We start from the raw sequence: 21961 nt of genomic DNA on the forward strand, positions 1-21961 counted from the left end.
CGAGCTCTGGCGCTCCTGCGACGGGTAGTCGCCGGTCCGTACCGGCGCCTTCGGGTGTGCGGGTTCGAGTCCCGCCTCGCGCACCGTGCCAGACCACGACACATCGCGGTCCTATACACCACATCTGCCTCACGCGGTCGCTACGCGAACAGCGTTCCACCTGGCGATTGCGGCCGGGCCGAATACTGGTCAGTCACGTGTCCATGGCACGAGACTCCCATTGCGGCCGGAGTCCATAGGGCGAAACCATGCCGCACCGCGTTCTCGGGGATCGGATTCTCGAATTCCCCGCGTTTTCTAGAGCAAGGGGTGCACATGAGCGACTCCACAGTCACCGAGGACCGGGGAGACTCACCCTCCTCTCTGGATGCCGAGCAAGTCGGCTACAAGCAGTCGCTCGGTCGTCGACAGGTCCAGATGATCGCGATCGGTGGCGCGATCGGCACCGGACTGTTCCTCGGGTCCGCCTCGCGACTGCACAGCACCGGACCGGCCCTCGTCATCAGCTACGCCGTCGTCGGCGTCATCGCGTTCTTCTTGATGCGCGCCCTCGGTGAGCTGGTCCTGCACCGCACGACCTCAGGGGCCTTCGTCTCCTATATGCGTGAGTTCTACGGCGAGAAGGCCGCCTACTACACCGGCTGGATGTACTGGCTGAACTGGGCGCTGACCGGGATCGCCGAGCTGTCCGCCGTGGGCCTGTACGTGCAGCACTGGAAGCCGGACATGCCGAAGTGGGCCACGGTGCTCATCGCCCTGGCCGTCGTGCTCGCCGTGAACCTGATGTCTGCCAAGGCTTTTGGCGAGTTCGAGTTCTGGGCATCGATCGCCAAGGTCGGCGCGATCGTCATCTTCCTGCTCGTCGGGATCGTCGTCGTCGGGTTGCGACTCGACATCGGCGAGCACCGGGCAGGCGTGTCCAACATGTGGAGCAACCCCGGCGGGTTCTGGCCCGCATCGGGCGACTTCAACTGGTACGGGCCGATTCTCGTCATGTCGGGTGTCGTCTTCGCGTACGCCGCGATCGAGATGGTCGGTGTCGCCGCCGGCGAGATGGCCGACCCCAAGCGCGAGGTCCCGAAGGCCGTCAACGCCGTCGTCATGCGGATCGCCGTGTTCTACGTCGGCTCGCTGATCCTGCTCGTGTCGATGCTGCCGACCAGCGAATACACGTCTGGTATCAGTCCGTTCGTCACCGTCTTCGGGAGAATGGGCCTGGACTGGATGGGAGACGTGATCCAGGTCGTCCTGATCATCGCTGCCATGTCATCGCTCAACTCCGGCCTGTACTCCACCGGCCGAGTGCTGCGCAGCCTGGGCATGTCCAAGCAGGCGCCCGGCTTCACGCTCAAGATGAGCAAGTCCGGTGTGCCCTGGGCGGGCATTGTCCTGACCTCGGTGGTGTACGTCTTCGGCGCCATCCTGAACGCGCTGCGCCCCGATGCCTTCGAGATCGCGCTGGAGGCCGCTGCGATCGGTGTCCTGTTCACGTGGTCGACGATCTTCTTGTGTCAGCTGCGGCTGCGGCGGCTCTCGGACAAGGGGGTCATCCCGCCCAGCCCATTCCGGACGCCTGGTTCCCCGTGGACGAGCTATCTCGGACTCGCCTTCCTTGTCCTGGTGGTCGTCGGCATGGCGATCTCGGGCTGGCAGTCCTCGCCCTACTTCTCGCACAAGATCAGCTTCATCGTCGTGGTGATCGGCATCCCGTTGATCGCCATCGTCCTTGAGCTCGGCTGGCTGGTGGTTCGACCCAAAGTGGTGGCGAATACTGGTGACAGGTTAGGAAGCGTCTGGACCGACACGGGTCCGCGATATCCCGTCGGCGCACCGAGCACGGCGACCGAGGAGGACGAGTGACATGGGTCGTTCAGTGAGAAAGCACGCTGTTGCGGGCGCGACCGCTGCGCTCATGGTGGTCACCGTGTCAGCCTGTTCTGACGGAGCCTCGCCGACGCCGGCGACCAGCAATGGTGCGACCGGCAACGGCAAGATCACCATTGGTATCTCCGGTGACCTGCCCGGCCTGAGCCTGAAGGCTGGCGCGTCGTACTCAGGCTTCGACATCGACACCGCCAACTTCGTCGCCGGCAAGTTGGGCGTGCCGTCGGCCAACATCACCTGGAAGGTGATCGATCAGGCCGAGCGGGTCTCTGCCCTGACCAGTGGTGAGGTCGACCTCGTCGTCTCGACGTTCTCGATCACGCCGGAGCGGCAGAAGGAGATCGACTTCGCCGGACCGTACTTCGTGGCCCACCAGGATCTGCTGATCCGACGCAACGACGAGGAGATCACTGGGCCGGACACCCTCAACGACAAGACGCTGTGTGCGGCGGCGGGTACGACGTCGGCCGACTACGTGAAGGCGCACTACAAGGGCCACATCACTCTGCACGAGGTCCCGACCTGGGGCGAGTGCGTACGCAATCTCGCCAACGGCGACGTCGACGCGGTGTCGACCGATGACGTACTGCTCGCCGGGTTCGCCAGCCTGTCCAAGTACAAAGGCGAGCTCAAGCTGATCGGCAAGGGCTTCACCGATGAGCGTTACGGCGTCGGCATGAAGAAGGGCGACGCGGCTCGGCTCGCCAAGGTCAACACGGCGCTGAAGGAGTTCATCAGCTCCGGGGCCTGGAAGAAGTCGCTCAACGACAACGTCACCCCGTCGGGATACAGCATCCCCAGCGCCCCGAAGGTCGGGAGCTGAGTCGGTCCTCGCCGATGCCACCCACCGACGCGAGGGATGTCGAACCAACCATCGACACCGACGATCTGGCCGAGTTCTTCGGTCAGCATCCGCCGTTCGATGCGTTGGAGCCGGCGGCGCGCACGGTGCTGGCCTCGGCCTCCACCGTGGAGCGGTACGCCGCCGGCCAGCTGATCCTGGATGCGTTCCAGAGCCCTTCGGTCGAGGTCTTCGTGGTCTACACGGGTCGCGTCGAGCTGTGGAACGACAGCGACCGGCGCAGTCGTGACCCAGACGAGCTCCTCAGCCCCGGTGGGGTTTTCGGCTTCTCCGCCATGCTCAGCGAACGCTCCATCGGACCGCGCGCGGTGGCCGTCGACGATGCCCTGGTCGTACGTATCGCCGGCGAGGTGGCCGCGACCGCGTTCGCCTCGAAGAGTGGCGCTCAGTTCCTCGCGGAGAGCGTCGCAACCTCGCGTCGGCCGTCGGGACTGCCCAGCTTTTCCACCGTCGAGCAGCTGATCGAGTCCAAGCCCCTCGTCGTCCAGCCCGACGACCGGATCGCTGACGTCGCCCGACAGATGACCGAGCGCGGCTGCGGATGTGCGGTGGTGCCTCTCGGCGAGGACACCTACGGCCTCGTGACGGACGAGTCTTTGCGAGCACGCGTCATCAGCGACGGCGTCCCCACGACCGCGAGCGTGTCCGAGGCGCTCGCTACCTCGGTGCCGATCGCACTCGTCGGCGACTCCGCGGGCGAGGCCCTGCTCACCATGCTCGAGGACGACGCGGACTACGTCGTGGTCCTCGACACGGCGCACCGGCTGTGCGGAGTCGTCTCGGCCCGCGACTTCACGCTCTCACCGACGACCGCGGATGTGCCTCTGCACCAACAGATTCGGCGATCCGGCACCATCGATGAGCTCGTCGAGCGATCGTTGCGATCGCCCGACCTGCTGGTCGAGCTGCTGTCGCACGGGCTCGCGTCGGGCAAGGTGATCGCGGTCTACTCGGCGATCATCGACACCGTCGTACGCCGCGCCATCGAGCTGGTCTTCACCGGTCACGCCGACCTGCCGCTGGACGAGTTCACCTGGCTCTCCTTGGGCAGCAACGGCCGACGCGAGTCGGTGCTGAGCTCGGACGTGGACTCGGCCGTGGCCTTCGTCGGTGACGCTCCCCCAGACCTGTTCGATGCCTACCGTGCTGCGTTCGGCGAGGTGCACGGGGCGCTCGCGCGCGCCGGACTCAGCTCGGACAGCCATGGCGCGACCGCGCCGAGAGCCGTCTTCTCGCGCACCAATGCGCAGTGGCGCGACGCGGCCAAGCGCTGGCTGGCGTCTCCCGAGCAGAACCAGGGCGCCATCATGACGTCACTGCTCGTCGACGGTCGTCCCGTCTACGGCGATCACGGACTCCCAGCAGTCACAGCGGTTTTCGCTGATGTGCGCAACCATCCGGGCACGTTGAGCCTGCTCCTCAAGGAGTCTCTGTCCCGACGCGCACGGGTCCGTACGACCCGCGACATGCTGATGCGCCGCTCCACTCCGTTCGACATCAAGGACCAGGCGCTGCTCCCCGTCGTCAACATCGCCCGCTGGGCGGCCCTGAGCGTCGGGTCGCCGGTGCTGTCGACCGTCGAGCGCCTCCGAGCGGCATCCGGTTCGGAGATCCTGCCTGACAGCCAGGCACGCGCGGCGATCGAGGCGTTCGAGGTGCTGCAACGTCTTCGCCTGCGCTACCAGCTGATGCAGTACCAGAGCGGCGGGCGGGTGTCGGACAAGATGCCCGTCGGCTCGATGTCCGCGATCGACCGCAGCGTCATCGCCCAGGCCGTGCACGAGATCAACGCGCTGCAGCGCCGGATGGCCAACGTCTCGGCCTACTTGCCACCAGAGCAGTGGACGGGCCCGCAGGAGTGACGGCCGCCGAACACCGCACCCGCGTGGCCGTCATCGGCGACGTCGGCGGACATCTGGATGAGCTGCGCGCGGAGCTCATCCGGCTCGGCGCGGACTCAGCGAGCGGTGCTCTCCCGGCCGACCTGATCGTCGTCCAGGTCGGAGATCTCGTACACCGTGGCCCGGACTCGGCCGGCGTCGTACGCCTGGTCGACGGCTACCTGAACCGCCAGCCCGAGCAATGGGTCCAGCTCGCGGGCAACCACGAGGCGCAGTACCTGCGCGAGCCGGCCTTCGAATGGTCGGAGCCGTTGGACAAGGCCAGCGCACGACTGCTCCAGCAGTGGTGGACGAGCGGCCTCATGCGGGCTGCGGTCGCTCTCCCGACCGTCGACGGTGACTACCTCGCCACTCACGCCGGGCTGACCGCGGGCTTCTGGCGGGACAGCCTCGGCCAGCCTTCGGACGCACGGCAGGCGGCCGACCTACTGAACCGACTGGTCGACACCGACGACGACTCACTGTTCCGAGCCGGGGAGATGCTCGGCCGGCCGGCGTCGACCACGGCCGGTCCGCTCTGGGCGTGCGCGCAGACCGAGCTGCTCCCGAGCTGGATGGGAGAACGCCTGCCGTTCAACCAGATTCACGGACACACGTCGTTGTACGACTGGCACCACGAGCGCTTCCGCGTCGGCGCCGACCTGGCGCAACGAACCGTCCTCGAACCCGGCTCAGCCCACGAGACGACTTCTCTCGACGGTGGCCACATCGTCGGTATCGACCCAGGGCACGGCCGAGGTCCGCGGCAGCCCTGGCACGCCTGGGTGACCGAGCTCAGGCCAGGGTCGCGGTCACTTCCGCAATCATCTGGTCGGTAGCGCCCAGCCCGATCGACAGGTGGCCTTCACCCTCGATGAGGTGCGCCTTGATGCCAGGCACGTGCTGCCCGAGCCACTCGCCGTGGGCGTACGGCACCATCAGGTCGAGGCTGCCCTGCCACACGAAGGTCGGGATGCTGATCTCGTCGAGCTCGAAGCCCCAGTCCTGCACGAACGCGAGGTCGTCCTCGATCCAGCCCTCGGGCCCGATACGCAGCGCCTCCTGGAAGTTGGCGACCATGTCCGCCCCGGCCTCGTCAGTCAGGACAGCGCGGTCGACGTCCGGGAGCACCGAGCCGAGCGCCTCGACCACGCCCTCGGGCGTCGTACCCCGCAGCTGAGGCAGCAGGACCTCGATGAACGCGCGTACGGCGTCCTCACCCTCGCGGGCCGCGCCGAACTCCTCGATGTTGTCCTCCCCCATTCCCGCGGTGAAGTCCAGCCCTGTTGCGTCGTGCGGAGCCACGCCCGCGATGACGAGCGCACCCGTGACTCGATCCGCCAGGCGGGCGGCAACGGCCAGGCTGTGCGGTCCGCCACCCGACCAGCCGGCCGTGACGCATCGGTCGACGCCGACGTGATCGAGCAGAGCCGCCATGTCCTCCGCGACATCGACCACGCGTCGTCCGGGCCGGGGACTCGAGCCGCCGTAACCGGCGCGGGAGTACGTCAGCAGCCGGTGCCCCTGGGCGTGCGCGACCCGCTCGATCCGACGGGATGCCAGCAGCGAGCCGGGCGTCCCATGGTGGAAGAGGATCACGGATCCCCCGTCGGGACCACTGATCTGGAAGTCGAGAGAGCGGCCGTCGGGCAGGGCGAGAGTGTCCATGCTCGATGCTTGCACGTGACGTCAGTCGATGGTCACACGGATCATGTGCCAGCCGGTGCTGCCGTCGGGATCCGGGTTGGCGATCTCGCCGGTCTGCCACGCACCGGTGGCGTCGCGCGCTCGCACTGAGAGCGCGTACTTCCCAGGCTTCGGGTGCCACTCATAGACCCACTGGCGCCACGCGTCGATGTTCGCCTCTGTGCCCAGGCGCGCATCAACCCAGTCGCCCTCGTTGACCCGCACCTGCACCCCGGTGATCCCTCGGTGCTGTGCCCAGGCGACGCCGGCCACTGCGACCACACCTCCGGCACCTCGTGGTATGCGGTCCTCATCTCCCGGGACATCGATCCGGGACGAGGTCTTGACCGGGCCTTTCGCGGACCAGCCGCGTGGAGTCCAGTAGCCCATGTCGTCGGCGTAGGTGGTGACCTTGAGGTCGGTGACCCACTTGGTCGCCGACACATAGCCGTACAGACCTGGCACCACCAGCCGCACCGGGAAGCCGTGCGTCGCGGTGAGGGGCTCTCGGTTCATGCCGATCGCGAGCAGCGCGTTGCGGTCGTCGGTCAGTGCGCTGAGCGGAGTGCCTGCGGTGAAGCCGTCCGTGCTGCGGGACAGCACCATGTCGGCACCCGGCTTGGGGCGGGCCTCGGCCAGCAGCTCGCGCACCGGCCAGCCCGTCCAGATGGCGTTGCCGTTGAGGTTGCCGCCGACCTCGTTGGAGACGCACATCAGCGTCACCATCGCCTCGCGCATCGGCTTGGACTGCAAGGTCTCCCAGTCGATCTCGATCTCGTGCTCGACCATGCCGTGCACCTTGAGCCGCCAGCTCGACGGGTCGACCTGCGGCACGACGAGCGCCGTGTCGATGCGGTAGAAGTCCTTCTGCGGGACGACGAACGGCGTCACGCCGGGGACGCCCAACGACGCGCCCGCCGGCGCGGTCACCGGTGCGGCCACCCGAGGTACGACGAAGGCGCGTCGTGCCTCCGCCACTCGTCTCGACGCGTTCCCGAGTGCTCGACCTCCGGCAGCGACGAGCCCGGCACCGACCAGCGTCACGCCGCCGTAGGCCAGGACCGCCCGACGACTCGGCCGACCGAGCGTGGAGTCGTCCCCGTCCACGACCCGTCGACGCCAGCGGGACATCGCCCACAACCCTGCGAACCCGCCGAGCAGCGTTGGCACCACATCGATCCCGCCGCTGTTAGGACGACTCAGCACTGCTGCGGCGGCCACCGCGACCAGGACCACCAGTGCGACGAGCGCGAGCCGGAAGCGGTACGCGAGGAGCACCCCGATCGCACAGCAGAGGCCCAGCAGGACCAGGGCCATCCCGACGAAGAGCGCCTTCTTGTCATTGGTCCCGAACGTGTCGACCGCGAAGTTCTTCAGCCACAACGGTGTTCGGTCGACGAATGCCCCACCGACGGCCAGGACGGGCGACGGCTCGCCTTTGCTCTCACCCATCTTGATGAGGAGTCCGGCGAACAGCTCAGCGATGGAGAGGACCACCGCTCCGATCACGACCCCGCCGAGGGCCGCTCTCCCCGATCGTCGGAGGAAGAGGTTCATCTGAGCAGCTCGGTCAGATCCGGTATCAGCGCCCGCAACGCGTTGCCGCGGTGGGAGATGGCGTTCTTCTCGTCGTCGGTGAGCTCAGCCAGAGTGCGACCGTCAGGCAGCTCGAAGATCGGGTCATAGCCAAAACCGTTGGTGCCACGCTGATCTCGCGTGAGCCGACCGTCGACACGACCGACCCGTACGCGTTCGGTGCCGTCGGGCATCGTCAGCACGACAGTGCTGCTGAAGTAGGCGGTCAACCGCTCCACGTCGACGTCGGCGAGCTGAGCCTGGAGCAGGTCGATGTTGGCCTGGTCATCACCGGTGCTGCCCGACCACATTGCGCTCCACACGCCTGGTGCTGCTCCGAGCACGTCGACCGTGAGTCCCGAGTCATCAGCAATTGCAGGCAAACTCGTCGCATTGACCACTGCCTGCGACTTGAGGCGCGAGTTCTCCTCGAACGTCACTCCGGTCTCGGGCACCTCGGGCACACCGTCGATGTCACCGGCGCCGACCACCTCGACGTCACTCAGCTCCGACACCCCCGCGAGCAGCTGGCGAAGCTCACGGAGCTTGCCCGCGTTGCGGGTTGCGAGGACGAGGCGACGGCCCATCAGACAGCACGCTCCCGAGGGACGGCGGCCAGCGCGTCGTTCTGGAGCTTGGTGAGGTCGACGATGCCCTTGGCCGCGACATCGAGCAGGGCGTCCAGCTCGGCTCGCGTGAACGGCGAACCCTCCGCGGTGCCCTGAACCTCGATGAACTGACCATCGCCGGTCATCACGACGTTCATGTCGGTCCCGGCCGTGGAGTCCTCCGGATAGTCCAGGTCCAGGACCGGGCGACCGTCGATGATGCCGACGCTGACGGCGGCGACCGACCCGGTCAACGGCTCGGCCTTCGCCGGGATCAGCTTGCGTGCCTTGGCGTCCGCGATCGCATCGACGAGTGCGACGTACGCGCCAGTGATGGAAGCCGTACGCGTGCCGCCGTCGGCCTGCAGCACGTCGCAGTCGAGCACGATCGTGTTCTCGCCGAGGGCTTTGGTATCGATGACCGCGCGCAGGCTGCGGCCGATCAGGCGGGAGATCTCGTGGGTCCGGCCACCGACCTTGCCCTTGCGCGCTTCACGGTCGGAACGGGTGTTGGTCGAGCGCGGCAGCATCTCGTACTCCGACGTGACCCAGCCGGTGCCCTTGCCCTTGAGCCAGCGCGGCACGCCCTCGGTGAACGACGCCGCGCACAGCACGCGCGTCCGGCCGAACTCCACGAGCACACTGCCCTCGGCATGGTCGAGCCAGTTGCGGGTGATGCGGATGTCGCGGAGCTGGTCAGGTGCTCGCCCGTCGTGGCGAGGTGCAGAGGCATCAATCGTCATGAGCCCAGCGTACGGAGCGTGGCGGCGCCTGCTCCTTACAGGCTGCGGAACGAACCCACGCTGCGGCCCTTGTCCCCGCGCGGTCGGTCCCGACATCCTGGTGCGGTGCGCATCGGTCGCTGGGTCCTCAGCCTGCTGGTCCTGCTCACCAGTGGGCTCCTCTTCGCGCCCGCCGTCCCGCGCGCACAGGCCGACCCGACCAACCAGGTCGTCTACGACGCCGTGACCGGCCCGGGGCCGTTGCGTGCCGTCGGGCAGAGCACCCGGGTCGCGACCACCAGCTCGGACGTGGTCCTCGGCGCCAAGCTGTCCAGCCCGACACCGATCGTCGCGGACCAAGCGGTGTTCGCCGTACGACGTGCCGGCGACACAGCCGGCTACGACACGGGCTACACCACCAGCTACACGATCGACAGCACCGAGCGAACCTTCACCGCATCGCGCCGATTTCCTGTCGGCAGCTACACGTTCTGGTTCGCATACCACGTGGACGGGCAGTGGCTCGAGACGGCACGACGCGCCTTCGTGGTCACGGACGGTGGCACGTCGGCAGTCCCTCTCGACCCGATCGACGCAGCCGAGCAGTCACCGGTCCTGACGGGGATCGGCGCTGACGTGCGGACGGCGTACGCCGGTGTGCCGGTACGGTTCGCCGCGACGTTGTCGAGCCCGAGCCCTCTGGCTGTCGACCAGGCGGTCGTCGCGATCCGGGACGCCACAGGCGCCAACCACGACCTGCTGCCCTCCGGTGCCCCGATCACGGTCATCGGCCCGAACACGTCTGTGGCAGCAACAGATTCGTTCTTCCCCGGGACCTACACCTATTGGTTCGCCTATCACGACGCGTCCGGCTGGCACGACCTCGCAACGCCACGAACCTTCGTCGTCATCGACCCTCCGGCGGTGCCAGCACCTCCGAATGCATCGTGGAGCAAAGTCGCCGGCGCGTCCGACGAGTTCGCCACGTACGACCCGGCCAAGTGGCGGAAGAGCACGGGCTACCCGGCGTCGACGAACGACACGACAGGGACGTCGCTGGCCTTCAAGGACACCAACGTGACGGTGTCGGGCGGTGTAGCCCAGCTGGCGGCGAAGAAGGAGAGCTACGACGGATCGCCTTACACCGCAGGGGTTCTCGAGTCGAACTTCGACGTGCCCGGCCAGGGCAGCTACGTCGAGGTTCGCGCCAAGGTCCTCGACAAACGTGCCAACGTGCTCAGCGCCATCTGGCTGCAGAGCTTTCCGACGAGCGCTGCCTCAAACCCCAACCCCGAGATCGACATCCAGGAGACCTTCGACTACTCCAAGCTGGTGTCGACCGAGCACACGTGGTCCTACAGCCCGGAAGGCGAGGACCATCAGGTGCTGGACGACAACCGATCGCCGACCGGCGTGGCAGACACCAGCGCCGGCTACCACGTCTACGGCCTCGAACGGCGCGACGGCTGGCTGCGGTTCTACTTCGACGGTCGCCTGATGTGGCAGAGCCGACCGGCCGTCACCCAGATGGCTTCGATGCCGCGGCACCTGATCCTCAGCCTCGAGGCGCACCTCGGGCAGCCCGTCGACAGCTACCTCCCATCGACGTTCTCGATCGACTGGGTCCGGACGTACACCTACAACGGCTCATGAGGACCGTCAGCTGAGAGTCCGCCAGTGGGTCACAACGCGGCCGTCGTCGCCGATCAGGTGGACGGCGAACGATGGCGGCAGCTCAGAGGTGATGAGCGGCAGCGGCTCGGCGTCGAGGGTCACCGTGGAGACGATGCCACCGCCGATCAGGAGCGGTCGCCCGGCAAAGGTCGTCGCACAGGCGGTGTGCGCGTGCCCGACGAACGTCGCCACCACGTTGTCGTGGCGCTCCAGCACCGCCGCGAGCTCCTCAGCGTTGCGCAGGCGAATCGGGTCCATCAGCTCGATGTGGATGTCGACCGGCGGATGGTGGAGGCAGACGAATGTCGGGTCGCCCGAGGCCAGTTCGGCGTCAAGCAGGTCGAGGCTGTCCTGCGCCAGGACACCGTGGTCGACCCGCTCTCCCGCCTGCCCGCTGACGAGCGAGTCCAGCATGACGAACTTCGCCGCACCGACCCGATGCACCTCGTCAACGGCGCTCACGGTGGCCGCGTCCGGTCGTCCACGCAGCACGCGGGCGTACGGCTCGCGTACGTCGTGGTTGCCCGGGCACATCAGCATCGGCGCCGGGCCTCCCCACCCGGCGAGCACCTCGCGCGCTTCGGCGTACTCCTCCTCGCTGCCGTGGTCGACGATGTCGCCGGTGACGAGCACGACGTCGACCGGAGGACTCATCGCGGCGACGTGTGCCAATGCCGTACGCACTCGCTCCGTCGCCGTCGGGTGTCCGCCGAAGTGAGTGTCACTCAGGTGCGCGATCGTCAGCATGGTCCCTGTCTACCGTCCACCGCGCCGATACCGTGCTGGGTGACGGTCAGGAGGCCCAGGATGCGCGTGCTCTTCATCGGACTGCTCACCTTCATCGCGGTGGCGCTGGCGTTGATGGTCATCGCAGGAGTCGTGTCATGAGAGACGTACGTCGGTTCATCCGGAGCTCCAGCCTGAGCCTGGCCTTCCTCGCTCTCTTCGCCCTCGCGCTGGTCGGGCAGGCACTCGTCGGGCATGCGGCGTACAACCAGGACCAGGTCATGCAAGGCAGTGCGAAGGTCACCTTCGGCCACTACGTCACCAGCGCCGACTTCGCCGTCGACGTCGCGGAGAACTGGCAGAGCGAGTACCTCCAGTTCTTCCTCCTGATCGTGCTGACCGTGTGGCTGGTGCAGCGCGGCTCGCCCGAGTCCAAGTCGCCGGGCAGCGAGGGGCGCGAGACGGACGAGCAGCAGCTGGTCGGTGACCATGCCCGGTCCGACTCGCCGCCTTGGGCCCGCGCCAGCGGGCTGCGGGGCGCGCTGTACGCGCGGTCGCTCGGCTGGACGATGGGCCTGCTCTTCCTCGGCTCCTGGTTCGCGCAGTCCGTGGCCGGACGGACGGCGTACAACGAGGAGCGCACCTCCGCCGGTATGTCGTCCTGGTCGTGGTGGGACTACGTGCGCTCTCCCGACTTCTGGGATCGCAGCCTGCAGAACTGGCAGTCGGAGTTCCTCGCGGTCGCATCCATGGCGGTGTTCGCGATCTATCTGCGCGAACGAGGTTCACCGGAGAGCAAGAAGGTCGGCGCCCCGCACCACGCGACCGGGAGCGAGTAGTCGGTCAGGCGCCGACGGCCGTACGCAGCTCGCGGGCTCCCCACGCACGTCGCTTCCCGGACTCCGCCTCACGGACCAGACTCACGAGCCGCGCACAGACTGGCGTCGGTACGCCGTGCTCCTCGCCGAGCGCGACGATCGCCCCCTGCAGCTCGTCGATCTCGGTCGGCCGACTGCGCTCCAGGTCGTCCCACATCGAGGACCGGGCGTTGGGGTCGACCTTCAGCTGCGCTGCGGCGACCTTGGTGAAGATCGCGTCCGGCATCGTCAGCACCCGGACGGTCGCCGAGGCCGGCAGCGGGCCGAGTCGGGCCGGGGCCACGCCCGCGGCGGCGAAGGTCGCCAGCGCCTCGCGCTGGCAGGCTGCCAGAACTCTGCGGTAGTCACGCTCCGCAAGGCATTCCTTGAGCGGACGATCGGCCAGCGCCACCACAGCGTTCATCAGGTTGAGCAGGAGCTTGGCGTGCTGGACCTCACGCATGTCGGCCCGCGGCGTCCACGGCAGCCAGGTCTGCTGGGTCAGCTCGACCAGGGGACGTACAGCGGAGTCATCACCGACCATGAGCTCGCCGGAGGTGGCTCGATGATAGGTCCCAGGAGCGGACTCCACGACGTTGAAGGCCACCATGCCGGGCAGGACCACATGGTCGGGAAGGACGCTGCGGATGACCTCGGTGTTGCGTAGTCCGTTCTGCAGACTGACCACCACGGTATTCGGGTTGAGCACGGCGACCACCTCGCGCACCGCCGCCTCCGTCACCCCGGACTTCACGGCGACGAGCAGTGCGTCCGCGTCAGCGGCACCTCCCGGCGCCGTGCTGACGGTGAGTCTGGCCGCGTCCACCTGACGGTCAGAGCCGTCGTACGACGTCACGCGCAGGCCGTGCGCGCGGACTGCCTCGGCGATGCGCGGGCGACCGATCAGGGTGACGTCGGCGACCTCTGCCAGTGCCGCGCCGACGACGCAACCGATACTGCCCGCTCCGAGCACTGCGATCCTCATCGCACGAGTATCCCCTCGGTCACCTCGAATTGCGTTGCGAACGGCCCCTGCTCACCGACAGCATGAGCGACATGCCTGCCACTCACCCCGCCGACGCCGCCCGCACCCAGCTCCGCGCCGGCCTACGGGATGCCATGGTGGCGAGAGATCGTACGGCCGCCACAGCTCTGCGAGGAGCCATCGCCGCAATCGACAACGCCGAGGCCGTACCGGCTAGCTCGGCGGCGGTCGCGCTGGAGGCGGTCCCGGTGACGGCGGCGGGAGCCAATGACGTCCCGCGGCGTGACCTCAGCGGGACCGAGGTCCGAGACATCCTGCAGGCCGAGATCGACGAACGACAAGCCGCGGCAACGGAGTACGACGGGTTGCACCCGGACCGGGCAGCCCAGATCCGTGCGGAGGCCGAAGCCATCGAGCAGGTGCTGGTCGCCTACAACTCATAGACCTGACCGGCGACGGCGAGCTCGACATCACCGGGCCAGACGGAGGCCGCCTGCGCGCGGCAGGTCTCGGCGTCGTTCCAGGGCGGGATGTGCGTGAGCATCAGGCGCTTCACTCCCCCGGCCTCGACCGCTGCCGCGGCAGCTCGACTGCCAGAGAGGTGAACGCCCGTGACGTCGTCGCGACCGTCCACGAATGCCGAGTCGGCGAGCACCAGCGCCGCGTCCGCGCACAAATCGGCCAGGGCCGGGCACGCATCTGTGTCACCGGTATAGGCGAGCACCGCCCCGTCAGCTTCGACCCGGAAGCCGTACGCCTCGACCGGATGGTTGACCTGATAGGTCGTGATCCGGAACGGGCCGAGCGAGAAGGTGCCGGCATCGCGCAACGCCTCGAAGCTGAACTGGTCGCCGATGTCCTCGGGCGCATCGGTGCCATAGAGGCGGGCGAGGCGCTCACGCGTACCAGCTGGGCCGTAGACGGGCAGGCCGCCCGGCAGTGAGCCGCCCGGCATGTACTTGCGGACGACGAAGTAGCCGGCCACGTCGGCACAGTGGTCCGGGTGGAGGTGGCTGAGCAGGATGCCGTCGACCGATGAGAGGTCGAGATAGCGCTGCAACGCCCCGAGCGCACCGTTGCCGAGGTCGAGCAGGATGCTCCACTGCCGCCCCTCGTGCTCGGCCTGGACCAGGTAGCACGACGCCGGGGAGTTCGGCCCGGCGAACGAGCCCGAGCAGCCGACGACAGTCAGCTTCATGACGCGTCCGTCCGGACGGTGTCGTGCTGGAAGTCGTTGCTGAAGACGTGGTCGAACTCCGGGCCGAGCCCGAGGAAGCGGCGGGCCAGGCGGCGGAACTCGTCCGCGTCGCCCGTGGTGGTGAAGGACATGCCCGGCGGCGTCTCGTCGTCCGGGCGCAGCGCGTCGGCGTCCGCGAGCACACGGTAGACGTCCTTGGCGGTCTCCTCCGCGGACGACACGAGGGTGACGCTGTCGCCCATGACATAGGAGATGACGCCGGTGAGCAGCGGGTAATGGGTGCAGCCGAGCACCAGCGTGTCGATCTCGCGGTCCTGCAGCGGTTCGAGGTACTCGCGAGCGACGTCGATGAGCTCCTTGCCACCGGTGACGCCGGCCTCGACGAACTCGACGAAGCGCGGACAGGCCTCGCTGGTGACCTGGAGCTGCGGCGCGGCCGCGAAGGCGTCGAGGTAGGCGCGCGACTGGTGCGTCCCACGGGTCGAGATGACGCCGATCCGACCGTTGCGGGTGGCGCTGGCCGCGCGGCGTACGGCTGGCCGAATTACCTCGACGAGCGGTACGTCATAACGCTCGCGTGCGTCGTGGAGCATGGCGGCGCTCGCGGTGTTGCAGGCGATCACCAGGACCTTGACGCCGTGGTTGACGAGGCGGTCGAGGCACTCCAGCGCGAAGGCGCGGGTCTGCGCGATCGGGCGAGGACCGTACGGCGCGCGGGCGGTGTCTCCGAGGTAGGCGATCGACTCGTGCGGCAGCTGATCGAGAACGGCCCGGGCGACGGTGAGACCGCCGTACCCGCTGTCGAAGATCCCGATCGGCGCGTGAGACACCGCACCAGGGTACGGGCCGAGCCGTCATCGACCGGACTCCTGGAGTGTCGCGGTGCTCACGTTCACCGCTCAGTCGAGCAGGGCTCGGTGTGGAGCCGACTACCCCGCCGGTACGAGCACTGCCTGGGGTGCGATGACAGGTCATCGCACCCCAGGCAGTCACCGTCTTAGCGGGGTAGTCGCCTGGACTCGCGTGGGGGCGTCGGTGGGCGAGGACGGGCGTGCGCGAGGGTCAGCGGCGGAGGTAGGTGTTGCCGAGGGTGCCGATCTGGTCGATCTCGACCTCGACCCGCTGTCCGGACTCAACCGGTCCGATGCCCTCGGGCGTGCCGGTCAGGATCACATCGCCGGGCAGCAGGGTGAACGCCTGGGACGCGTACGAGATCAGGGTCGGCACATCGTGGATCATGTCCGCGGTGGTGCCGTCCTGCCGTACGTCACCGTCGACGGTCGTACGCACCCGGAGGTCGCTCACGTCGAGGTCGGTCTCGATCCACGGCCCGAGCGGGCAGAACGTGTCGAAGCCCTTGGCCCGCGACCACTGGCCGTCCGACTTCTGCAGGTCGCGCGCCGTGACGTCGTTGGCGCAGGTGTAGCCGAAGACGACCTGGGCGGCCTCCTCGGGCGTGACGTCCTTGCACATCCGGCCGATGACGACCGCGAGCTCACCCTCGTAGTCGACGCGCTCGGACTGCGGCGGCATCACCACTGGGTCGTCCGGCCCGATGACGGCCGTGTTGGGGATGAGGAACATCAGCGGATCCTTCGGCGCCTCGCCACCCATCTCACGGGCATGCTCGGCGTAGTTCTTGCCGATGCCGATGACCTTGCTGCGCGGGATGACCGGCGCCAGCAGACGTACCTCGTCCACAGTCGTCGTCTGCCCGGTCAGCTCGATCTTGCTGTAGAGCGGGTCGCCGGTGATCTCAGCGATCTTCTCGCCGGCTCCGTCGACCAAGCCGTACGTCGGGTCCTCGCCTGTCGTGTATCTCGCGATGCGCACAGGCCGAGCCTAGAGCCCGCCCATGTCGGGCGGCCGCTCGCGGGTGCGTGCAGCGGATCAGCCGGTCTGGATGATGGGGCCGGTCGGCGCGCTCGTCGGAGTCGGTGTCGGTGTCGGTGTCGGGGTGGGCTTCGGCGACTCGCTGGACGACGGAGACGGCGTCGGGGTCGGGTCGGTCAGATCGCCTACGGCCTTCAGGGTGGTCGTGGCCAGAACCTTGTATCCGGCGTCGTTGGCGTGGATGTCGTTCTTCTCGCACATCCAGGTCCACGCACAGATGTTGGCCACATTGGTCGGGATCTGCTTGCCGTCGACGGTCTTCGGCGTCCAGTTGCCACTGTCGAACGCGGTGTAGACGTCGCTCGTCCGAGCCTTGACACCGTCGGCCGCGCGGCTGATGTAGGTGTTGAGGTTGCCGGCGAGGCCCTCCGACAGCTTGGCGAGGCCCTGTCCGTCCGGGCCCTGGAGGTAGGCCGCGAGGAACGGGTTGTAGTAGTTCAGCACCACGATGCGCGCATCGGGTGCTGCGGCCCGGACCCGCTGCAAGATCTTGGGCATGTTGGCACCGACGTCCTGCAGACCCTGGGTCAGACACGGCACGTCCGGCTTGCCGCCCTGCACGCACCGCTGCACATCGTTGGCGCCGAGGTCCAGAGTGATCAGTCGCACTGAGCCCGGGTGCGCCTTCAAGAAAGCCTCGGTGGCTGCCAGCTGGCTGCCCTCGGGATAGCTGCACTTCTGACCGTTGGTCATCGTCTTGGTGTCCTCGCCGGAGCAGGCGAGGTTCTTCAGCTGGAGGCCAGGGCGCTTCTTCTGTACGCCGGCGAGCACTCCTCCGACATATCCACCATCCCTGTCATCGCCCTGGCCGGGCTGGTAGCCCGCGGCCAAGGAGTCGCCCAGCGCGACGTACCAACCACCCTCGGAGGCGGCAGCGCCCGGCAGCGACGGCGTACTGCCGGACGCAGAGGTCGAGACGGCTACGCCGACGACCGTGGTGGACGCGAGCGTGATTGCGCCGAGCAGGGCGGTCGCATTGCGGCGTTGCATGGTGCCTCCGATATGTGGTTCAGGTCACTCCCCGGGGATCACTCTCGCATCACCGACCCGCCTGCGCCTAGAGATTGCGCTACTCGCTCGTACAGTGGTGGGGCCATGTCGCAGATCCTCAGCCGTGCCGAGTGGGAGCCGCTGGAGGCCGCCCACCAGGCCCGCGTCGACGCAGCCACCGCCGCCCACCTCGAGCGGCGCCAGGAGACCGTGAAGCACCCGGTCGAGGACTTCCTCTTCACCTACTACTCCCACCGGCCGGCCCAGCTGCGCCGCTGGCATCCGGGCGCCGGAGCTGCTCTGGAGGCCGCCGAACGGACGTGGAAGTTCTACGCCGAGCAGGACGGTGCGTCGTACGTCGACCTGCCGGCCTTTGCGTCGGCCCGCGGCGACACGGTGCGGTTCGTACGCGACCTACTGAGGGCCACCCTGTCGCGACCGGCTCACCTCGGCTGCTTCGGGCTGCACGAGTGGGCCATGGTCTATCGGCTCGACCAGACCGGCGTCCGGCACGCCGACTGGCCGCTTCGGCTCGGTGGTGCGGGCACCGACGAGGTCGTCGAGTCACACACCGTGCGCTGCTCGCACTACGACGCGTACCGCTTCTTCACCCCTCCGGCTCGACCGCTGAACACCCTTCTCCCACAACGAGACTCGCAGGTCGCGATGGAGCAGCCGGGTTGCCTGCACGCGGGCATGGACGTCTACAAGTGGGCCTACAAGCTGACGCCCGTCGTCCCGTCGGATCTGGTCATGGACTGCTTTGACCTGGCCCGCGAGATCCGCCTGCTCGACATGCAGGCTGCGCCGTACGACCTCACCGAGCTCGGCGTGGAACCCGTCCGCATCGAGACGCCCGAGGGCAAGGCTGACTACGTACGACGGCAGCGCGCCTTCGCCGACCGCGGACGCACCCTCCGCGAACGGCTCCTCGAGGTCTGCGACGACGTACTGGTGACCGCGGTCAGCTGACAGGTCCGTCCCAGGACCAGCGCTGCATGGACATGCCTTCAGGCACCCTCGCCGCTGAGTCGTGGTAGTCACCCATCCGCTCGATGGCCCACGCGAACCACGTCATCAGCGTCTCGCGCAGCCGCTCGTCCGTGATGCCGATGTCATCCAGCGCGCCCTCGAAGCAGTCGAGCGCGCGCCGGTCCATGTCCGCGTGCTCGCCGTTGCCGGAGTGCATCCGAGTCACCTCGGACTGGTCGCCCAGGACTCCGCTGTACGCCGTCGGCCCGCCGAGCGCCTCGGCCCAGTAGGCGGCCAACCGCTCGTCATGGTGCGGGTGGAAGCCGTGCGAGAACGCGTGGCTCACGACCGGGTCGGCCAAGCAGCGTCGGTGCCAGGCCCGCGCCAGCTCCAGCACCCCGTCCTGACCGCCCAGGGACTCGTAGATCGTCGGCTCCATGCGGCCGAGTATGGCCCCGCCGCAAGCCGACCGCTTGGACGAATCGGACCTGGTCCGGCCGAACGGGCCAACGTCGAACGGGGCCTCAGCGGGGCTCAATGCCCTGCTTGAGCAGACCGAACGTGAACGAGTCGACCAGTGCGATCCAGTACGCATGCACGATGTTCGCCGCCACGCCCATGGTCTCCCAGGACGACTGACCGTTGGACGTCTCGATCAGTACGCGGGTGGTCGCGTCGGTGCCGTACGCCGAGTCCAGGATGCGCACCCTGAAGTCGATGAGCTCGAACTTGTCCAGCTCGGGATACGCCCCAGCGAGCGCTCTGCGCAAGGCGTGGTCGACAGCGTTGACCGGACCGTTGCCCTCGCCCACAGCGACGTGACGTTCCCCCGCTGCCGTGAGCTTGACCGTTGCCTCGGACAACGCTGGTGAGGACTCGAGCGCCGAGTCGGTCAGGACTCTCCACGACTCGATGTCGAAGTAGCTCAGCTCCTCACCCGTGACTTCACGGCGCAGCAGCAGCTCGAAGGACGCGTCGGCCGCATCGAACGTCCAGCCTTGCAGCTCAAGGTCTTTCACCGTCTTGACCACCCGGGCGAGGAGCTCCGGCTGCCCGGCGAGGTCGTACCCGAGCTCACGACCCTTGAGCTCGATGCTGGCGCGCCCGGCCATGTCGGAGACCAAGGTGCGCATCGAGTTGCCGACGAGGGCAGGGTCGGTGTGCTGGTAGAGATCCGGGTCGACCTTGAGGGCGCTGGCGTGCAGGCCGGCCTTGTGCGCGAAGGCGCTCGCGCCGACATAGGGCTGGCGGCCATAGGGGACGATGTTGGTGATCTCGCTGATGGCGTGCGACAGGTGCATCGCGTGTGCGAGCCGCTCCGGCGGAAGCAGGTCGTAGCCGAGCTTGAGCTGCAGGTTGCTGACGACCGTGACCAGATCGGCGTTGCCGGTGCGCTCGCCGTAGCCGTTGATCGTGCCCTGCACGTGAGTCGCGCCCGCCTCGATCGCCGCCACCGAGTTGGCCACCGCGCAGCCGGTGTCGTTGTGGCAGTGGATGCCCAGCCGCGCGCCCGACGCGTCGAGGACGGCGCCCACGACATCGGTGACCTGGGGCGGCAGCATCCCGCCGTTGGTGTCGCAGAGGGCGACCACCTCGGCGCCCGCCTCGGCCGCGGTCCGTACGACCTCGAGCGCGTACGCCGGATCGAGGACGTAGCCGTCGAAGAAGTGCTCGGCATCCAGAAAGACGGTGCGGCCCTCGCCGACGAGGTGCTGCACCGTGTCGCGCACCATCGCGAGGTTCTCCTCGAGCGTGGTCCGCAGCGCCAGCTCGACATGGCGAACGTGCGACTTCGCGACCAGGGTGACGACCGGCGTACGGGCATCGAGCAAGGCCTGCACCTGCGGGTCGTCGGCTGCGACACCACCCGCACGTCGGGTGGCACCGAAGGCGGCGAGCCGCGCGTGCTGGAGATCCAGCTCCCGCGCCCGCCGGAAGAACTCCGTGTCCTTGGGGTTGGCGCCCGGCCAGCCGCCCTCGATGTATCCCACTCCGAGCTCGTCCAGGTGAGCCGCGATGGCCAGCTTGTCCGTGACCGAGAGGTTGAGTCCCTCTTGCTGAGCGCCGTCGCGCAGCGTCGTGTCATAGACGTGAACAGTGGTCATCGCGAGTCCATTCTCGAACGAGTTGTCATCAGTGGTGGTGTGCTGCAACGTGATTGACCGGGCCAGTCTCTCCTGCCCGATGCGCCCGCCGACGGGCTGGGATGTGCCCGGGGACGAAAAAACCTCCCGGGGTAACGGGAGGTCGGCGCGTCGGGCAGTCCGACGCGCTACTCAATAATGATCGTCTGTGCGGGGGTGACCGCAGACCGGGGGCTCATCACGAGCGCAAGTGTGGCAGCGCTGACCACGACGCGAAACGCCTATCTCACATCGTGATCCGCCCCCGCACCATGCTCACGGCAGCAGCACGGTCCGTGTTCCCGACGGCTCGGGCTCGTCCCAGACGGTCGCGACCTCCGCCAGGGCACGCTGCCGTACGTCCACGTGGAGCGATCCCTCGGCCAGCAGGGCGAAGAGCCTCGGCAGGATCTCGGACCCGACCCGAACCAGTGCTTCCTTGGGGATGCTGCCGCCGCCCTGGCCCACCAGCTCGAGCCCGACGCTGCGCAGTACACCGCCCGGCAGACTCACGCGCGATCCGGCCATCTCACCGATCTGCACGTAGCGGGTGCGGTGGTAGTCGCCGCCGAGGTCGTCGTTCCCGAGCGCGAGCAGCGTCTGCTCCGCCGGACCTCCCCACAGGTAGTCCAGCACGAGGTCGAAGGGGTGCTCTCGATGCTGCTGCTCAACCTGAGCACGTACGTCGCCGGCCAGGTCGATGGTGGCGTCCGCACCCCACGCGGCGAGCCGCTCGAGCCGGTCGGTGTTGCGCCCGGCGACGACGACTCGCCCCGCCCCGAACTGCGCCTTCGCAAGCTGCACGGCCATCGACCCGGTCACTCCGGTGCCTCCGAGGACGAGGACCGACTGGCCGGGCTGGATCTGCCCCGCGTACTCCAGGGAGAACCACGCCGACGCGCCCGGGTTGGGCAGTGCTGCCGCGACCACGTCGTCGATGTCCTCCGGCACGTCCATGACCCGAGCCGGATTCACCGCGACACGCTCGGCCATCATCCCGAAGGGCGCCGACGCACCGCCGGTGAACACCCGGCGCCCGTCCGGCAGCACAGCCACCCCGTCGACACCGGCCACGCTGGGCAGCGGCACCTGCGAGCTCCCGTAGTGCGTCCCCGCCGCCAGCGCTCGGTCCAGGTTCTTCAGTGACGCGGCCCGCACCTCGGCGATGACCTCCCCGTCGCCGGCGACCGGCTCATCGAAGTCGTCGTACGCCGGGGTCGCGCCCAGCTCTCGAATGACTGCAGCCTTCATGGTGGCTCCTGTCTCAGCGATCTCAAGATGCTCGCCAAGGTTAGGGGCCGCCTCGCGCGACGCCGGGGCAAACGG

General features: G+C 68.2%; 22 protein-coding genes. 8 read left to right on the forward strand and 14 right to left on the reverse strand.

Annotated elements, in window-relative coordinates; genetic code table 11:
* Positions 1-315 precede the first annotated feature (315 nt).
* From VV02_RS18730 to VV02_RS18745, 4 genes are all read left to right on the forward strand, one after another.
* Positions 316-1860 carry an amino acid permease gene (locus tag VV02_RS18730; protein ID WP_052593959.1) on the forward strand — a complete coding sequence of 515 codons (1545 nt, stop codon included), beginning with the start codon at positions 316-318 and terminating at the stop codon, positions 1858-1860.
* A 64-nt stretch (positions 1861-1924) separates the two neighbouring features.
* Positions 1925-2707 (forward strand): glutamate ABC transporter substrate-binding protein, encoded by a 783-nt coding sequence (locus tag VV02_RS18735; protein ID WP_218917443.1) that lies wholly within the window; start codon positions 1925-1927, stop codon positions 2705-2707.
* 14 nt (positions 2708-2721) lie between these two features.
* Positions 2722-4608: a putative nucleotidyltransferase substrate binding domain-containing protein gene (locus VV02_RS18740; RefSeq protein WP_052593963.1), complete on the forward strand. Its 1887-nt coding sequence runs from the start codon at positions 2722-2724 to the stop codon at positions 4606-4608.
* Complete coding sequence (locus VV02_RS18745) at positions 4605-5465, forward strand: metallophosphoesterase (protein ID WP_169787718.1); 861 nt, start codon at positions 4605-4607, stop codon at positions 5463-5465. The genes VV02_RS18740 and VV02_RS18745 overlap by 4 nt, the downstream gene beginning before the upstream one ends.
* On the opposite strand, the gene VV02_RS18750 is transcribed toward VV02_RS18745, so the two are convergent.
* From VV02_RS18750 to rph, 4 genes are read right to left on the reverse strand one after another with little or no spacing between them, the layout of a single operon-like run.
* Complete coding sequence (locus VV02_RS18750) at positions 5422-6294, reverse strand: alpha/beta fold hydrolase (protein WP_052593971.1); 873 nt, start codon at positions 6292-6294, stop codon at positions 5422-5424. The two genes, VV02_RS18745 and VV02_RS18750, sit on opposite strands and share 44 nt — an antisense overlap.
* Before the next feature lie 21 nt (positions 6295-6315).
* On the reverse strand, positions 6316-7869 hold the full coding sequence (locus tag VV02_RS18755) for a molybdopterin-dependent oxidoreductase (protein ID WP_052593973.1): 1554 nt from the start codon (positions 7867-7869) through the stop codon (positions 6316-6318).
* Complete coding sequence (gene rdgB / locus VV02_RS18760) at positions 7866-8474, reverse strand: RdgB/HAM1 family non-canonical purine NTP pyrophosphatase (protein ID WP_052593975.1); 609 nt, start codon at positions 8472-8474, stop codon at positions 7866-7868. The genes VV02_RS18755 and rdgB overlap by 4 nt, the downstream gene beginning before the upstream one ends.
* The gene (gene rph / locus VV02_RS18765) at positions 8474-9238 is read right to left on the reverse strand and encodes a ribonuclease PH (protein ID WP_052593977.1); all 765 of its coding nucleotides are present in this window, start codon (positions 9236-9238) and stop codon (positions 8474-8476) included. Before rph ends, rdgB begins: the two co-directional genes overlap by 1 nt.
* A 105-nt stretch (positions 9239-9343) precedes the next feature.
* Between rph and VV02_RS18770 the strand changes: the two genes are divergently transcribed.
* Positions 9344-10870, forward strand: a complete 1527-nt coding sequence (locus VV02_RS18770) for a glycoside hydrolase family 16 protein (protein ID WP_052593979.1) — start codon at positions 9344-9346, stop codon at positions 10868-10870.
* Between the two features lie 6 nt (positions 10871-10876).
* On the opposite strand, the gene VV02_RS18775 is transcribed toward VV02_RS18770, so the two are convergent.
* Positions 10877-11638: a metallophosphoesterase gene (locus VV02_RS18775; protein ID WP_052593981.1), complete on the reverse strand. Its 762-nt coding sequence runs from the start codon at positions 11636-11638 to the stop codon at positions 10877-10879.
* Positions 11632-11760: a hypothetical protein gene (locus VV02_RS27370; protein ID WP_281177314.1), complete on the reverse strand. Its 129-nt coding sequence runs from the start codon at positions 11758-11760 to the stop codon at positions 11632-11634. Before VV02_RS27370 ends, VV02_RS18775 begins: the two co-directional genes overlap by 7 nt.
* Positions 11761-11775: 15 nt before the next feature.
* Here VV02_RS27370 and VV02_RS18780 point away from each other — a divergent pair, with 15 nt between their 5' ends.
* Positions 11776-12456 carry a DUF6766 family protein gene (locus VV02_RS18780; RefSeq protein ID WP_052593983.1) on the forward strand — a complete coding sequence of 227 codons (681 nt, stop codon included), beginning with the start codon at positions 11776-11778 and terminating at the stop codon, positions 12454-12456.
* Positions 12457-12460: 4 nt separating this feature from the next.
* Here the strand turns inward: VV02_RS18780 and VV02_RS18785 are convergent, their stop codons facing one another.
* Positions 12461-13459: a 2-dehydropantoate 2-reductase gene (locus VV02_RS18785; protein WP_157063462.1), complete on the reverse strand. Its 999-nt coding sequence runs from the start codon at positions 13457-13459 to the stop codon at positions 12461-12463.
* Positions 13460-13530: 71 nt separating this feature from the next.
* Between VV02_RS18785 and VV02_RS18790 the strand changes: the two genes are divergently transcribed.
* The gene (locus tag VV02_RS18790) at positions 13531-13902 is read left to right on the forward strand and encodes a GatB/YqeY domain-containing protein (RefSeq protein ID WP_157063463.1); all 372 of its coding nucleotides are present in this window, start codon (positions 13531-13533) and stop codon (positions 13900-13902) included.
* On the opposite strand, the gene VV02_RS18795 is transcribed toward VV02_RS18790, so the two are convergent.
* From VV02_RS18795 to VV02_RS18810, 4 genes are all read right to left on the reverse strand, one after another.
* Positions 13890-14657, reverse strand: coding sequence for an MBL fold metallo-hydrolase (locus VV02_RS18795; RefSeq protein WP_052593987.1), 768 nt, complete (start codon positions 14655-14657; stop codon positions 13890-13892). The genes VV02_RS18790 and VV02_RS18795 overlap by 13 nt on opposite strands.
* Positions 14654-15487 (reverse strand): glutamate racemase, encoded by an 834-nt coding sequence (gene murI / locus VV02_RS18800; RefSeq protein ID WP_052593990.1) that lies wholly within the window; start codon positions 15485-15487, stop codon positions 14654-14656. The genes VV02_RS18795 and murI overlap by 4 nt, the downstream gene beginning before the upstream one ends.
* 232 nt (positions 15488-15719) lie before the next feature.
* Positions 15720-16490, reverse strand: a complete 771-nt coding sequence (locus tag VV02_RS18805; protein WP_052593991.1) for a fumarylacetoacetate hydrolase family protein — start codon at positions 16488-16490, stop codon at positions 15720-15722.
* A 57-nt stretch (positions 16491-16547) separates the two neighbouring features.
* Positions 16548-17540 carry an SGNH/GDSL hydrolase family protein gene (locus tag VV02_RS18810; RefSeq protein WP_052593993.1) on the reverse strand — a complete coding sequence of 331 codons (993 nt, stop codon included), beginning with the start codon at positions 17538-17540 and terminating at the stop codon, positions 16548-16550.
* A 105-nt stretch (positions 17541-17645) separates the two neighbouring features.
* Between VV02_RS18810 and VV02_RS18815 the strand changes: the two genes are divergently transcribed.
* On the forward strand, positions 17646-18512 hold the full coding sequence (locus tag VV02_RS18815; protein ID WP_052593995.1) for a hypothetical protein: 867 nt from the start codon (positions 17646-17648) through the stop codon (positions 18510-18512).
* On the opposite strand, the gene VV02_RS18820 is transcribed toward VV02_RS18815, so the two are convergent.
* The 3 genes from VV02_RS18820 to VV02_RS18830 all read right to left on the reverse strand — a co-directional run bounded on the left by VV02_RS18820 (position 18505) and on the right by VV02_RS18830 (position 21886).
* Positions 18505-18951 carry a globin domain-containing protein gene (locus VV02_RS18820; protein WP_052593997.1) on the reverse strand — a complete coding sequence of 149 codons (447 nt, stop codon included), beginning with the start codon at positions 18949-18951 and terminating at the stop codon, positions 18505-18507. The two genes, VV02_RS18815 and VV02_RS18820, sit on opposite strands and share 8 nt — an antisense overlap.
* 85 nt (positions 18952-19036) lie before the next feature.
* Positions 19037-20617 carry a citramalate synthase gene (cimA, locus tag VV02_RS18825; protein WP_052597257.1) on the reverse strand — a complete coding sequence of 527 codons (1581 nt, stop codon included), beginning with the start codon at positions 20615-20617 and terminating at the stop codon, positions 19037-19039.
* A gap of 294 nt (positions 20618-20911) precedes the next feature.
* Positions 20912-21886 (reverse strand): quinone oxidoreductase family protein, encoded by a 975-nt coding sequence (locus VV02_RS18830; RefSeq protein WP_052593999.1) that lies wholly within the window; start codon positions 21884-21886, stop codon positions 20912-20914.
* Positions 21887-21961: the final 75 nt, after the last annotated feature.

This window comes from Luteipulveratus mongoliensis (assembly GCF_001190945.1).
GTDB lineage: Bacteria > Actinomycetota > Actinomycetes > Actinomycetales > Dermatophilaceae > Luteipulveratus > Luteipulveratus mongoliensis.